Source organism: Shewanella sp. YLB-07, assembly GCF_009377275.1.
Genome location: NZ_VOQB01000001.1, coordinates 720,484 through 736,211, shown reverse-complemented (window position 1 = coordinate 736,211; position 15,728 = coordinate 720,484). Strand labels below are relative to the sequence as shown.

Genomic DNA, 15,728 nt, shown 5'->3' with positions numbered 1-15,728 from the left:
CCTGCATATTGCAGACTTTTTCATCAAATTAGGCGTTTAACCTATTATAACATTCGAAATTAATAATAATCGCGAATCAACACCTCGGCTATTTGAACACTGTTTAGTGCCGCACCTTTTCTAATATTATCAGATACAACCCAAAGGTTTATACCGTGTGAATGAGAAATGTCTTTGCGTACACGTCCCACGTAAACAGGATCCGTGCCAGCAGATTCAGTTACTGCCGTAGGATACTCTTCATTGGATTCAAATAATTCAATCCCCGGAGCCTCACGCAACACAGCTTTAACATCTTCGGCTTCGGCAGGTTGAATGGTCTCCAGATGTATCGCTTCCGAATGACCATAAAATACCGGCACCCGAACCGCAGTCGGATTGACGACAATATTGTCATCACCGAAGATTTTCTGAGTTTCCCAGACCATCTTCATCTCTTCCTTGGTATAACCGTTTTCCATAAACTTATCGATTTGCGGTAACACGTTGAAGGCGATCTGTTTTGGATAAACCTTAGGCTCTACAGGAAGACCTTGAAGTAGCTTAGAGCATTGGCCAGCAAGCTCTTCGATAGCCACTTTGCCTGAGCCCGACACTGACTGATAGGTGGCGACATTGATACGTGAAATACCGAATGCATCATAGATAGGTTTAAGTGCAACCAACATCTGAATCGTCGAGCAGTTTGGGTTAGCGATGATATTTCGGTTACGGAAATCGGCAATCGCTTCCGGGTTAACCTCAGGGATAACTAGAGGTACATCGTTATCGTATCTGAAATGAGAGGTGTTATCGATGACAACACAGCCGTTCTCAGCTGCGATAGGCGCCCACTTTTCAGACACATCACCACCGGCAGAGAAGAAGCCTATCTGCGCCTGAGACCAATCGAAGTCGTCTACGTCAAGAATTTCTACCTGTTTACCGTGAAAGCTGACCGTACCACCAGCGCTACGACTACTGGCTAGAGGAAATAATTTCGCAACGGGAAAATTGCGCTCTTCGAGGATCTCTATCATGGTTTGACCCACTGCGCCCGATGCACCTAATACGACAACATTGAATTCTTGCGACATAATTACTGTCCGATTCCTGAAAAACCTAAATTGGTCAGCCAATTTACATCAGAATGCCCAGTGTTTACTAGCCTTAAGGCACTAAATTCACGCCTATGCTTGTGATTTTTTCTCATAAAGTCAAACCCATTGTTATTAGAAGAATTAACTTGGGCATTTTTTGATGAATCATCAAGGATGGTTTTTCTAAATAATTCATCGTCATCACGAAGATCATAGATAAAACGTGCGAGTTGCAGCAGGGACTTCTCATTGGGTATCGACTCGATATCCAATTGAGCGCTCCATAGAGACGGTAATAATGCCATCATGGATTTATCAGCATCTCTGCCCAGTACCTGCATCAGCTTCTGATACAGCATATAAGTGCCGCGAGCCTTACCTTCCAGGCTGTAACCCGCAATATGAGGCGTCGCCAACTCGACCAGAGGAATAAGCTCATGCATAGGATTTGGCTCATCTTCCCACACATCGAGTACCAGCTTGATATCCGGCCTTTCTTGCTTGACCTTAATCAGCGCGCGATTATCAATCACCTCACCGCGGCAACAATTAAGCAGCCAGGTACCCTGCTTTAAGCTATTGAGTCTGGCTTCATCGAACAAATACCAGGTCTTATGCTCACCAGTCTTAGTGATAGGCACATGAAGACTTATCACATCACAGCGAGCTATCAGTTCATCTAATGAGACAAAGTCACGGGGATCGCTATCTTGAATAACCGGATCATGTAGCAAAACAGTCACGCCATAGGCCTGAAGACACTTGGCCACCGCCGACCCCGTGTTACCCGCCCCCACGATACCCACAGTCTTATCTTTAAGTTTTCCGCCGAAACGATGAGTGAGCTCCAGCATGGCGATAAAGGCAAACTCACCCACTGCCGTAGCATTACAGCCTGGCGCATTACTGAAGGGAATGTCACGGCTCGCAAGATAATCGGTATCGATATGATCTGTACCTATAGTGGCACTGCCGACAAACTTAAGCTGATTATTAAGCGACAACAAGGACCCATTGACCTGAGTCACAGAGCGTACCAAGAGCACATCGGCATCTTTAACCTGCTCTGGCGTCAGCTCCCTGCCATTAACGGTTTCAATCGTCCCCAAATCCCCAAATAACTCTTGTACATAAGGCATGTTTTCATCGGCAAGGATCTTCATTTTAACTTCCAAAAGTGAGGTGAATGCGTTGAATGGCACATTCTAACAAGGTAGGGGCAGCTTGAGAATGAAGCTGGTTACATTTTTATCTTTGTTCTCGCCTTAGCTTCAAGCGAGCGAGAAGTAAGATACTGAACTGACTTTTAGGTAAAGATCCCCTTATGAAGCACTTCTGATCGCAGGGGCCAATGATACTCAGGTACCATGATGACATTCCCTACATATATGAACCTATCCCATTTAAAATAGATGCTTTTGGGAAACACTACACCAAGTAAGCAAGCAACCATCATTGATTTGATATCTAACCACCAAAGCTTCTGTCCTGCCAAACACGGATTGAAGATAGGTATTATAAGTAAAAAAAAGTTCGCATCTGTTCAAGTCTACATTAATAAGGCTCACAGAATTGAAATCCAGAATTTGATTAATAAATGGGTAAATTGCTTTATAAATGGATTCTTTTGCAGAAAACATCAAGGTCAAAAACAATTGAAAATCAGTAAACAGCCTTGAATAACCCCACTCTGTTTCAGAGATAATCTGTTCATGTATGCTTTGAGCCAACTCAGAGGAAACGATATTTTCAATATCAATACCAACCCCCATCACATTTTCCTCCTGCCAGGCTACCACTGCAACGGCATGACCATCGCAATGCGAAATTGACCCTGAGACTCCTGCTGGCCAAAGGGGTTGACGACCAGCACCAATTTTGATGGTTTCTGATGTATTAATATGTAATTTTGTAAGTACACGTTTGGCACAAATCCTACCAGCCAAAAACTCACAACGACGCTTTAGCATAGCTCGCTCTAATGAGAGTGGCAGCGTGACGCCTTCGTTGAGCATCAGTTGTTCATATTCTGGTTTATACCTCACACCTAGATAGCTAAGCTGAAGGTTTGAAGGCCAATTCAAAATATTCATCTTTTTTTACACCAAGACCCCAATAGCAACAGCCCCCAAGAAAAGATAATGATAATCATTGTTATCTTTTCTAAATTTGTTAGCAATTTATTCCTATGAACTTTACAAATAGCACCCTGGCAGACTTTATAGACCGTCATAAGTGTCTCTTCAGTGAAGTCGATGCCATGGTGATGACTTACAGAAAAGATTAAATTGAGAAGGGAATGGTTAGGACAACACTTATATTTAGCGGTTCTGCCTAAGTTCAGCACCGGGATCGAACTTAGGTAGCCGTTTTGACACTAAGTCTTTTACTCAATTCGAGTTAATAATGCCCTTAAATTACTACCAATTCGAGTAGACAGAAAGTGAGATGCTCAACAGAATAGCGTTCTGGTTTCTGCTATGAAATTTGCTCTGTCAATGGAATAGCAATGAGATACCAGCGATCACTACAGATCATTCCGTGCAGCGCATGTCCATTCATGCCACTGAAATATTTGCGTACTAGCTGACCAAGAAGTTTTAAACGGTAACTAATATGAACAACATTTTCACAAAAACTCACTCAAATTCTATCCCAATAACGAATCACTACATCGACCACGGCAATCTGGAAACGCCAACATGTCAATCATTTGGTGGCTGTTTGGGGTGCCAAATACACACACTTTCCGGCTACGGTGGCTGTACGTCATATCAAGCCAGTTCTGAAGAGAAAAATGTTGTCCTCCGTCTCCTTATTGTCGTCAAAGGCAACAACATTCGATGGAGCAAAGGCACTGACGAACCACTATTGTTGCAGAAAGGAAAAAGCGTGCTGATATTCTCTGCTAACACATTCAATGATGTGTTCATCAGCGAAGTTGAAAGCTACGTAGAGATCACTGACATCCGGTTTGACTGTCAATACCTGATGTCGATTTATCAACAGATGAGTGAGAAATTTGAGGATAATGGCATTAACCCACGCACTGAAAATCGTCCATTCGTTTTCGACACGAGCATTGAAACTCAACAATTCATCAACCAACTGAAAAGCGAAAGTGCCGATAAAGCATCGGATGCAACGGGTAACCTATTTGTAGTGTCACAAGCTTACCAATGCTTATCTAAGCTACTCAACCAGCTAGAGATGATCATGACCAACAAGAAACATGATAAATATTCTTGTCTGTCTAACCACACGCTAAATAAAATCCGCAAAGCTCACGGTTTGATCACATCGACGCCAGGTGAAGACTGGAGCATCAAACAACTATGCAACGCAGTAGGCACCAATGAAACCAGCTTCAAACGAGGCTTCAAATTATTGTTCAACAATACCTTCTCCAAAATTCTTCAACAAATACGCATGGAAGTAGCGGCAAAGGAACTGGAGTCCACAGAGCATCCAATCATTGACATTGTCTTCAACGTTGGATATTCCAGCCCGTCGCATTTCACTAAACTGTTTAAACAGCACTTTGGACAACCCCCTTTTCAATACCGAAAAAATCGCCATCTCTCTTAGTTAGGCTCGCGGCTGAGTGATGCATTGCTGGTAGCAGCATTCATATTTCACATGGCAGTGTGTCCCTGCCATGATAAAATCTGCGCAGCCCAATCACATTTATTTAACTAAAAAAGATAAGGAAAAAACCAGGTGTCCCTATTCCAGCTAAGGTTCACTTATTTACCAACCTAGCCGTTTTCACTTAGGTAATGATAGACTCAAACAAACTCAAATGGTAATGTTTCTCATTACCATTAATGACTGCAAATGAAAATATGCCTTACTATACACTGCCCTTTAATTTGGACTTAATGGAAGAGTCCATTCAAACCAACGGAAATATGGTATTCAAGCATACCCATTGCGAATTCTCTTTACGGTGCCATAGGCTTAACAAAGAAGTCACCCTTAGCCTATTTAAAGGGAACTTTTACGCACCGACGCAACTGGATACCCTAGACAAGACCGAGTACGACGCTATTACCATCATGCTCAATTTGGGCAACGCTGTTTATTACCAGATTGACAGCTTGAACTCGCCCAAAATTTTCCCGAGCCATTCTATCGCGCTATGTTATTCAGATACTCGGACTGGACTGTGCAGATATCAACCTCAAGCAAGTCATCTTTTTGCTTTGCAGATCCCAAGAAGTCTGTTGCTAGAATACATCGACATTATGCAGATTGGAGAAAAAACCAAGCGATTACTGGAATGCCGAGAACCCTTTATTTTAATGAAGCCCGCCAATGCACAATTCTGTCGTATCGCCTCAAAGCTGTCAGAGCCAATGAGCCAGTCTAACGCTTCAATACATCAACACCTTGCTTATTCCTTCATCAGCGATGTTACACGCTATTTGATTGAAAACAATAGCAGAAGTCACCGTATTGACAAAAGTGAAGGTCTAGAAAAAGCGATCGCGATCTTAGACGAAGAGTTTATGTTACCGCCCACAATAACCCAATTATCACGTCGGGTAGGCACCAACGAAACCTCTTTAAAACAATGGTTCAGAAAAGAGTTCAATACCACGATTCATCAGTACGTTATCCAACAAAGAATGACCAAAGCGGTCGAGCTTATATCGATAGGAGCATTCCCTATCTGTCATGTGGCTCAGGAAGTCGGTTACTCAAACCCTGGTCATTTTGCTGCCGCATTCAAAAAAGAATTAGGATGCAAACCTTCTTGTTTTCTATCTTCAAACCAAAAACCAGCACGCCCTACCTTTACATGTTACTGATAACGTCAACACTAACTTGACTGGCGTGTAGCGCTTAATGATTCTCAGACAATCAGTAAAAACGGTTAAGTCATACCTTGGACACACCAATATAAACATAAACCCACCTTTTAAAGCCTCACCAATTATTAACCATTACGATCTATAAGGTCATACAGTTAGAGCGGAAAAACGTCGGTTCTCGCTTTTTTTTCACCTTATTGAGTTAGCGAATACTCTCCCAAATTTGCACTATATGCTCAGCGTTATTAAATGAAAGGATATACTTGAGATGTACAGGAAATACTTCAACCCCATCGCCTTTGGAATGACTTTGGCAACAATAAGTTACTGTACGCTTGCAGAAGATAACTATCATGAAGTGATTATAATTAAGTCCACCAAGCAAGATGTTCCATTAAGGCACGTGGACAATTCTGTTAGCGTTAAAACAGGCGAAGAACTTGAAAAATCCGGGATCTTTGAGGTTAAAGATCTCGAGAAAGTATTCCCAGGTTTAGTGATCCAAACTCGTGGTAACAGAACCTACGCCAACACCACTATTCGTGGCATAAGTTCACCAGACTACTATTCTCCTACGGTTAGCATCTATGTAGATGGCATTTTGCAAGACAGTGCTTTTCTCACACAACAACTACAAAACGTTGAGCATGTTGAATTACTCAAAGGCCCACAGGGAACCTTGTACGGCGGTAATGCACAAGGTGGTATCATTAATATCATCACTAAAAAAGCAACCGACCAAGCCAAAGCGTCGGCAGGCGTGACTTACAGCAACCAGAGTCATCAGCTTAATGGCTCGACAGCAATTGAGCTCAGCGACTCCACTTATGCAGATTTGGTTATCCGCTCTTTAACCGATGAAGGCAACATCACCCATGTTCCAACCAACACAGAAAAAGCAAACGAAACCAAAGAGCTCAGTGGCGTTGCTCGCCTTCACTTCATACCGGAAGATTCTCCTCTGAGCATGACTCTTTCTGTTTCGGCTGATTACTTGGACAGTAATGAAGAATGGTACCTCACTCAGACTGAATTCGATAACAAAAAAACTAGCCAGAATATTCCTGAGTTAGAACGCCAAGTAAACACCTATTCAATTAACATTGGCTATGACCTCGGCAACGTGACACTCACCAGTATTACGGCATACCAAAACCGAGATGTCGATCGTCAATTTATTGGGGGGAGTTGGGAAGAAGATCAAAACACATTGAGTCAAGAGCTACTGGTAAACACCCGCTTTAATGAATCACTGTCAGCATTATTCGGCGGCTACTTTGAAAGCCGTCGGTTAGATGTAGGTACAGGAGTTGGAGCCAAAAACACGATCAAGAGCGATACTTACGCGATGTTCGGTCAAACCACTTATGGGGTAACTGACACTCTGGATTTGACCTTTGGCCTGCGCGCTTCTCATTTGTCTACCAGCTCTGACTTTGATGGTAATCCAGTATGGATGATTGCTGGCTACAATGAAGAGAAATCTGAAAGTATGCTTTCTCCAAAAGTCGCCATTGGTTGGCAAGTGAATGAAGACTCCAGAATATTCGCTTCTTTAACCAGTGGTTACCGCCCAGGAGGATTTAGCCCCGTCCCTCGAAGTTATGGTGATAAAGACGGCTATGATGCTGAAAAATCACTGAATGGAGAGCTAGGTTGGCGTACTTATTTGGTCGAAAACACTCTAGTTGTGAGCGGCGCACTTTATTGGATCGAAACCAAAGATATGCAACTTTATACCGGTGTACCAGGCAGTCAAATACTTAAAAACTTGGGTGAGGCCAAGAGCCATGGGCTAGAGCTTGAGCTGGCTTTCTACCCAACCACAGACCTGACGCTGACACTGGGGGGCACACAAGGAAAGTCGACATTTGAGTCAGGTAATGCAGGTCTTCAAGGCAACACACTGCCATATGCGCCTGATACGACAGCAATCGCTGGTATTGAGTACTTCTTGCCACAATCACTGCTTGATGGCGAAGTGTCGCTGATAACCAACGCACGTTACACTTCAAGCTTGTTCTTCGACGAGCGAAACACCTTGTCCCAGTCAGGCTACACCTTGGTAGACTTCGCCGTTAATTACGCGTTCAACGACAAGCTCTCCTTCCGTTTGTTCAGCAATAATCTAACGGATGTAGAATACAAAACCTACTCCTTCTCTATGGGTGGACCTGCGTTAAGCAACTATGGCACCAGCAGAGAAGTGGGTCTGAACGTGAAGATGGAGTGGTAACCTGATGGAGTCCACTATCCGTAATGTTCCGGGCTTAGGACTCACATCACTGCTGAGCGTAATGGCAGGGGTTTATACCATCCAAAGCTTGATCGGTATGTTCACACTGCAAGGCCTCCCTGCAGTACTGCGATCAGAAGGTGTTTCTACCTCCCAAATCGGTCTTTTCTATATCGCCATGCTGCCGTGGGCATTGAAGTTTCTTTGGTCACCCTATATAGAGTCACTGAGGAAGCAAGGTCGCACACTCAAAAATCACGGTTACCTCATCCTGTTTGCTCAAGTGATGATGCTTGTCGTACTTGGGATCTTGGCACTCACTTCTGCGCTGCACCAGCTCACGCTAATTTTTGCCTGCGTGCTAGTGCTAGCCCTGCTATCGACCTTTGCTGACATCAGCACCGATGGACTGGCAGTAGATCAGTTGCTCAAGTCACAAAGAAGAGTCGGTAACGTCATGCAAGTGGGAGGCGCCTATTTGGGTGCCATTTTTGGAGGGGGGATGTTCATCTACCTAACAGGAACCATGAATTGGCAAATCGCCATATTTGTTCTAATTGGACTCGTGGTGATCATGTCATTGCCTACTTTTAAGTTGTTTAGCAAAAACACGACACAATCTGGCGTAAGTGATGGCCACATACCCTCTCTTAAAAGTGCTTTTTTAAACCCCAAAATAAGACAAGGTTTACTACTGATAGCCCTGTGCCAATTGGGTACGCGCGGCGTGTTATCTATGATGATGCCTTTCCTGTACGACAGAGGCATTAATCTGGAAAACCTGGGGTTACTCACTGCTGGCGGTGGCGCCATCACTGGGTTTATCGGGATAGCCTTCAGCGGATGGATAATTAAACATATCAGCGCGATCAAGATGGTGACTTACTGCTTATTAGCAGAAATGATTGTTTATACTGGATTCTTTTTTTACTCCAGCGAGTTAATCCACTTACCGTATGGACTGGAGGTCCTTTTTGTCATTAATGCCTTCATCTTTGCGGCCAAGTTCGTTGCCTTGTATACGCTGATGATGGAATGGTCGTACGGCAAACAAGCAGGTGTTGATTTCTCCTTTTTCCAGTCCATGGACATGATAGTAGCAATCGTAATGGCCATATTGTGCGGCTGGATTATTGCCAACTTTGGATACAAGGTCCATTACACCATGGCCATCATAGCCACTTTTTTAGCTGCGTTTACATTACATCAATCCACTCGTACCCACGATCAAAGATCTTTTAATATAAGCATTTTCAGTGCCCAAGAAAAAAATAAGTAAATTCTAAAGCCCACATTTCATGGGCTGTCCAGTTAATTACCCAGTCTAAGCTGTTGCACACGTCAACGGCTGGGTTTCTTTTACCTAAAATTTGCCAAGATAAGATGCCGATATGTCAGATTCGAAAAAAATAGTATCAAAATTTAGGGAGGCGATTTACCACTCATTTGCCATCTCCAGCAATGCACTCAGTGACACCGACAACCTGTTTGAAATTGGACTCGATTCGATGTTTCTCATGCGCATGGTTAACCAATTTCGTCGGGCTGGATGCAACATCACATTAAAAGAGATGTACGAGCACCCGACTCTCGCGGAGATCCAAACTCTGGTAGAGTTAAAGCTAAGATCAAGCCCCAAAGCCAATAACGTCAAGCCGGAAAAGACACCTTATCCCATCATGACCGATGGTAGCCCCTTCCCGATGACACCAGTACAGCTTGCGTATTACATTGGCCGCGACGAAAGCCAACCTTTAGGAGGGAACAGCTGCCACCTGTATCAAGAGTTTAACGCCAATTATCTTAACCCCGCACAGCTTGAAACCTCGGTTAATACACTGATTAACCGCCACCCAATGCTCAGTGTCGCATTCCAAGATAACGGGATGCAACGCTGGAAAGCGCCTATTGGCAAGTATCAGGTAACGCGACACGATTTCACCGCCTTGTCTGAAAGTGACGCTGAGTATGAAATGAAGTCCATCCGTGATCGACTAAGTCACCGAGTACTGGATGTGCAAAACGGCCAAACCATCGACATTCATATTTCGCTGCTGCATGAGCACAAGTCCCGCGTGCATGTCAGCATTGATCTTTTGGTGATGGACGCATCAAGCTTTAGCCTATTCTTCAACGAGCTATCAGCTTTACTTAAAGGTGAACCGCTGCAAAACCGATCGCCAGATTACGATTTTCGCAGCTACCTGCACCAAGAATCCACCGAATTTGCAACACAAAAAAAACGAGCAGCCAGCTTTTGGCAATCACAATGGGAAACCTTACCTGCCGCCCCAAATTTGCCTCTGGCTAAAGAGCCTACACAAGTAAACAAACCACAATTTAGTCGCCGCAGACACCCATTAAGTCATATTCAATGGCGACAGCTTCAAGCACTGGCGTCATGCAATCTGGTAACACCAACCATGGTGCTCGCCACGCTTTACTCTGCAGTAATGTCTCGTTGGAGCGGGCAGAGCAAGCTATTGCTGAACTTAACACTGTTTGATTGCCACCCATTCAATGATCACGTCAATACCATGCTGGCAGACTTCACCAATATTTTGCTATTAGATAGCGAAATTAATGGCGCCAATGTTATCGACCTCATCAAAGCTCACCAAAACCGGTTTGCGGAACTTTATGAGCACCGCATGATATCCGGGGTCGAGGTGCTTCGCGATCTGAAGAAGAACGGCACTCATCCCCATGGTGCGCCCATTGTATTTACCAGCAACCTCAATAAGTCCCTATTTGGTGACGACACCGATGGACCTCTCGGTGAGCCGGGATGGGGCATATCCCAAACGCCTCAGGTATGGCTGGACTTTGTTGCATTTAAACAAGGTGATGGGATCATTCTGCAATGGGATGGCATTGATGAGTTGTTCCCTGACGGTCTTATGGAGACCATGTTTCATGCTTTCGTTCAACTGATAGAACACCTACTGGAGGGGAATCAACATTGGCATGTTCCGCTCCCTGATTTACAGCCTAAAACACAAAGAAGCATACGCAGTAAACTGAATCAGCCTCAGGGTGAATTACCACCTGGGCTACTTCACGACCGCATATTTGAGCAAGCAAACTTACACCCGGACCGCATTGCGATCATCAGCTCTGACGAGCAACTGAGTTATGATGCGCTCACCATAAAAGCCAGAAAGTTGGCCCATTTACTGGTAGAGGCCAACATGCAAAGTGGCGATCATGTCGCTGTCAGTATGGAAAAAGGCACAGGACAAATCGTCGCAGTACTCGCCATTCTTTACGCCGGTGGTGTGTATGTTCCTATTGCCCCAAATCAACCCATCAGCCGCAGGCAAACCATTGTCGCCAATGCCAACATCCGCATTGTCTTACGCTGTAAAACCGCGATAATTCAATTTGAGTGGACTGACTCAATCCACATCAATTGGCAGGATGCAAAAGGGCCCACTCTGCCATTGCCAGCCCCCCTACGCAGGCCAGAAGATACGGCATATATAATCTATACGTCAGGCTCAACTGGCACACCCAAGGGGGTGATGATCTCCCACCAGTCGGCACTCAATACATGTGTGGACATCAATGACCACCACAAGGTCTCCCCAAACGACCGGGTTCTCGCGCTTTCTGCTTTGCATTTTGACCTATCTGTCTACGACATTTTTGGTGTGCTGGCAGCTGGTGGCGCATTGGTCTTGCCACAAGAAAACCAACTTCGCGATCCAATGGCATGGGATAACCTAGTGTCGGAACACCAGATCACGTTATGGAACACAGTCCCAGCCCTTTTCAATATGTTTCTCACATTCTGCGAAGGAATGAAGTTCAACTCCCCGTCTCTGCTTAGAACTGTGATGTTATCTGGCGATTGGATAGATCTATCACTACCTGAACGGTACCGTCATTTTCAACCTGAAGGCACCTTCAGCGCCATGGGTGGGGCAACCGAAGCCGCCATATGGTCGAATGAATACCTTGTCGATGAAACCGATCCCCACTGGCGCTCAGTGCCTTATGGCTACCCGCTAAAAAATCAGGCATTTAGAGTGGTCGATGATGCGGGTCGGGACTGTCCAGACTGGGTTCAAGGAGAGTTATGGATTGGCGGAGCCGGAGTGGCTCAAGGCTACTGGAACGACAACCAACGAACGTCACAACAGTTCATCGAACGGGTTTGCTCTGAGACAGGCGCGACCCAGCGTTGGTATCGCACCGGAGATACAGGCTGTTACTGGCCAGACGGGACGTTAGAGTTTTTAGGGCGTAAAGACAACCAGGTAAAAGTTGGCGGTTACCGCATAGAACTTGGCGAAATAGATGCCGCACTCAACCGTCTCGACGGTATTAACCAAGGTATTACGCTTGCACTTAGCCTGGCAGCCAGCAAAGATAAACAACTGGAAGGCTTCGTGGTAACGGAAGGAGTAGAGTTACTTTCAATTGTTGAGCCCCACCCGTCTCTACCCAATAACTACCAAACGCTATTCCGACAAGGTGTGGATACAAAAACCGCTGAGCAAGACGCCGATGTTGGAGGCTTCTTGCACCAGCATTTGTCTACTTGTATGGCCGACAGTCTCTCGCCGAAATCGCTAAAGGAATGGCTCCAGAGTTACGGCCCCATTGAACGTTACACTGAGTTATTCGAGCAATGGTTAGCACTTCTTTGCCAACATAATCTGGCAGAAAAACACGTAAATGGTCGTTATCCGACCTATCAGTTAGCCCCAGAAGTACCCAAAAGCTCTTGGTTACTAAACCATTCACCGGCTAACTTAGTTAAATTAAACCAGCTTCTTAGGCAGATAATCACGGGCAATACCCCAGCGTATGCGCTGCTCGACAGTCCCCTATCACCAGAATCATTACTCATGAGCTCCCCCTCTCTGAAAGTGCTGTTCACTAAGGCCATCGGCGCGGTTTCCAGGCTGTCTGCCAAACTGGGTAAACCGATCACTGTGGTTGAAACCGAATCACGCAGCGGCTTACTGGCAAGTCAATTCGCCACCCTGTTAGGACCCGATAAAATTCAATATCACGCTGTGGATCCATCCTTGTCGATGACCCACCAAGCCAGCTCACGCCTTCAGCAATTGACACATGCTAAAGCCCGGCATCATGATTCTGCCTTAACAGCAATAATGGCTAACAAAGCAGACGTACTACTGCTGAACAATGTACTGCACCGCCAACAAGATCCTATCGACTATCTCAATGACGTTAAAACCTTGCTTGCTCCCGGCGGCATGATGCTGGTGTTTGAAGTGACAGAGTTCGGTGAAGGCGCTTTGATAAGCGCACAAGTACTGGAGGCAGTGCAACCACAGCGACTGTCAGGTGCCATACTTGAAGCTTCATTTGAACAAGCGGGATTTAGCCTCGAGCATCAGGATATTGTCGGCAATCACGCTTTATACGTATTAAAGAACAACAATGCAGTGATGAAGCCCGATACCAGCAAGTTAATGGCTAGACTCAGTGAACTCTTGCCCGCATATATGATCCCCAAACGCTTTACTTTCATGGAGGCGTTACCGCTAACCCCCAATGGAAAAGTCGATCGAAAATGCCTCAGCGAACACAATACAGGCTCTTCAATCAACCCACCCGAAGCTAAGCCACTGTTATCCGAAAAAGAGACCGTATTAGGGCAAGTATGGCAGTCATTATTCAATCAAGCCGCGCTGGACAAAAACAGTGATTTCTTCCTATTAGGAGGCGATAGTCTACTGGCAACACGCTGCATTGGCGAGCTACAAAAAATAGGATTTCAGGGCGACCTGACTGAGTTATTCACCAAGACAACTTTGGGCGAATTTGCCGCCACCCTAAAGCCTGCAGATCCTAGCCATCAGCTTGATAACAAGGCGCTCATTGCACGACCAGAAGATCGCTACCTGCCATTTCCAATGACCGAGGTTCAACAAGCCTATTGGATTGGGCGCCAGAAAGGTTTTGCTCTGGGTGAAACCAGCTCTCAATTTTTTATTGAGTTTCGCGTGCAAAGGCTCGACGTGCACCGTTTCAATCAAGCAATGGACAAGCTGATTGAACGTCATGACATGCTAAGAGCAGTGGTTCGTAACCATCAACAACAGATCCTGAGAGACGTGCCTTCATTCTCGCTTCGTTGTCATATGTTTGATGATCTCGATTGTGCAAAAGCCGATGACATTCGCAACGAACTCTCGCATCAGGTTAAAAACCCGGCTTACTGGCCGCTATTCAGTATCGAAGCCATTAAAGATACGGCCCATGAAGCCCGCTTGTTTGTCAGCTTGGACAATATGATGCTCGACGGACTCAGCATGCAAATTTTCTTGTCTGAGCTGGAAACCTTCTATCAAGATCCGCTGGCACAACTTCCTGAGTTGGACATCAGCTTCAGGGATTATATCAAGCACCAAAAAGACCATGAACACTCAAATAAACACGCACAAGAAGAGGGGCAAACATATTGGAAAAACCAGTTGAGCACGCTACCGCCAGCGCCCAATCTCCCCATCCAGTCGGACCCCACCGGATTGAGCAAGCCGAAATTCATCCGTTCGGCAGACACATTATCACCAACACAGTGGCGCGCGCTCAAAGAAATGGCTGCAAGGCATCAGATCACTCCGTCGGCTATATTGATGTGCGCGTATGCCTCCACGCTGTCAGCATGGAGTGACAATCAATCGCTAACCCTCAACCTCACCTTATTCGATAGACAAGAGTTACACCCGCAGATCAATCAGGTAATGGGGGATTTTACCACTTTGCTCCTGCTCGCTTGGCACCCGGAAAACAGCTGGTTATCTAGCCTTAAGCGTCTACAAGGGCAGCTGGCGCAAGACTTAAAACACCGTGACATCTCAGCGGTTTGGGTCATGCGCGAACTGGCGCGTCAACAGAACATAGCAAACACGTCAATGCCCGTGGTCTTCACCAGTGCGCTCGGTACTTCCGACGGCGATTTTATTGCCGATTCTGCTTGGCTTAAACCCGCTTGGGGCATTTCGCAAACGCCACAGGTTTGGTTAGACCATCAAGTCTACGAGTCATCTGGCTATCTCTGCTTGAACTGGGATGCCGTTGAAACACTGCTACCGAAACCACTATTGGACCAGATGTTCGGACAATATATCCAGCTACTAAAAATGCTGGCAGCCAATCCAGAATGCTGGCAAATGCCAATGGAACAACTGATTGTGGCAGACAAGAGCCTAACCCGTTTTACCCCAGAGCCGACTCAGCCAACATTCAGTCCAATGTGGGCGGGAGGAACTCATTGCGACCCAGCAACCGTCAACCAAATACGCGAAACATTTAGCCAAATCCTAAGCACCCCCATTGGAGAAAAAGAAAACTTCTTCGATGCTGGGGCCAGCTCATTACAGCTTATTCAGTTACATGGGGCACTGCATAAAAAAGGGATGAATATTTCAGTCACGGATTTATTCGCCTATCCCTCGCCGGAGTCCCTTGCTGCAGCAGTGTCTGGAGCGGCCAAAACGTCACAACCTGATCACGCGTTACAGGCAAGGCAGCAACGACAAGCCAATCGAAAAATAAGCCGTCGTCAACGAGTGAAGTAATTACAGACAGCATAAGCCGAGGGAGTTGTTATTC

Annotated in this window: 8 protein-coding genes; 5 read left to right on the top strand and 3 right to left on the bottom strand. The window is 45.6% G+C overall.

All coding sequences use genetic code 11. The features are described from left to right. Positions 1–59 precede the first annotated feature (59 nt). The 3 genes from FS373_RS02945 to FS373_RS02935 form a co-directional block, all read right to left on the bottom strand. Complete coding sequence (locus tag FS373_RS02945; protein ID WP_144047183.1) at positions 60–1,076, bottom strand: aspartate-semialdehyde dehydrogenase; 1,017 nt, start codon at positions 1,074–1,076, stop codon at positions 60–62. Positions 1,077–1,078: 2 nt separating this feature from the next. Next, positions 1,079–2,242, bottom strand: coding sequence for a 4-phosphoerythronate dehydrogenase (locus FS373_RS02940; RefSeq protein ID WP_144047184.1), 1,164 nt, complete (start codon positions 2,240–2,242; stop codon positions 1,079–1,081). 240 nt (positions 2,243–2,482) lie between these two features. Further along, a complete protein-coding gene (locus FS373_RS02935) occupies positions 2,483–3,172 on the bottom strand; it encodes a 4'-phosphopantetheinyl transferase family protein (protein WP_144047185.1) in 690 nt (229 codons plus the stop codon). A 523-nt stretch (positions 3,173–3,695) separates the two neighbouring features. Here FS373_RS02935 and FS373_RS02930 point away from each other — a divergent pair. The 5 genes from FS373_RS02930 to FS373_RS02910 all read left to right on the top strand — a co-directional run bounded on the left by FS373_RS02930 (position 3,696) and on the right by FS373_RS02910 (position 15,694). Continuing rightward, entirely contained in the window at positions 3,696–4,667 is a 972-nt protein-coding gene (locus FS373_RS02930) for a helix-turn-helix transcriptional regulator (protein ID WP_144047186.1), read from the top strand. A gap of 239 nt (positions 4,668–4,906) precedes the next feature. After that, positions 4,907–5,893 (top strand): helix-turn-helix transcriptional regulator, encoded by a 987-nt coding sequence (locus FS373_RS02925; RefSeq protein WP_221937424.1) that lies wholly within the window; start codon positions 4,907–4,909, stop codon positions 5,891–5,893. A 271-nt stretch (positions 5,894–6,164) separates the two neighbouring features. After that, positions 6,165–8,132, top strand: a complete 1,968-nt coding sequence (locus FS373_RS02920; RefSeq protein WP_152829002.1) for a TonB-dependent receptor — start codon at positions 6,165–6,167, stop codon at positions 8,130–8,132. A 4-nt stretch (positions 8,133–8,136) separates the two neighbouring features. Beyond that, positions 8,137–9,411 (top strand): MFS transporter, encoded by a 1,275-nt coding sequence (locus FS373_RS02915; protein WP_152829001.1) that lies wholly within the window; start codon positions 8,137–8,139, stop codon positions 9,409–9,411. A gap of 112 nt (positions 9,412–9,523) precedes the next feature. Next, positions 9,524–15,694: a non-ribosomal peptide synthetase gene (locus FS373_RS02910; protein WP_152829000.1), complete on the top strand. Its 6,171-nt coding sequence runs from the start codon at positions 9,524–9,526 to the stop codon at positions 15,692–15,694. Positions 15,695–15,728 lie beyond the last annotated feature (34 nt).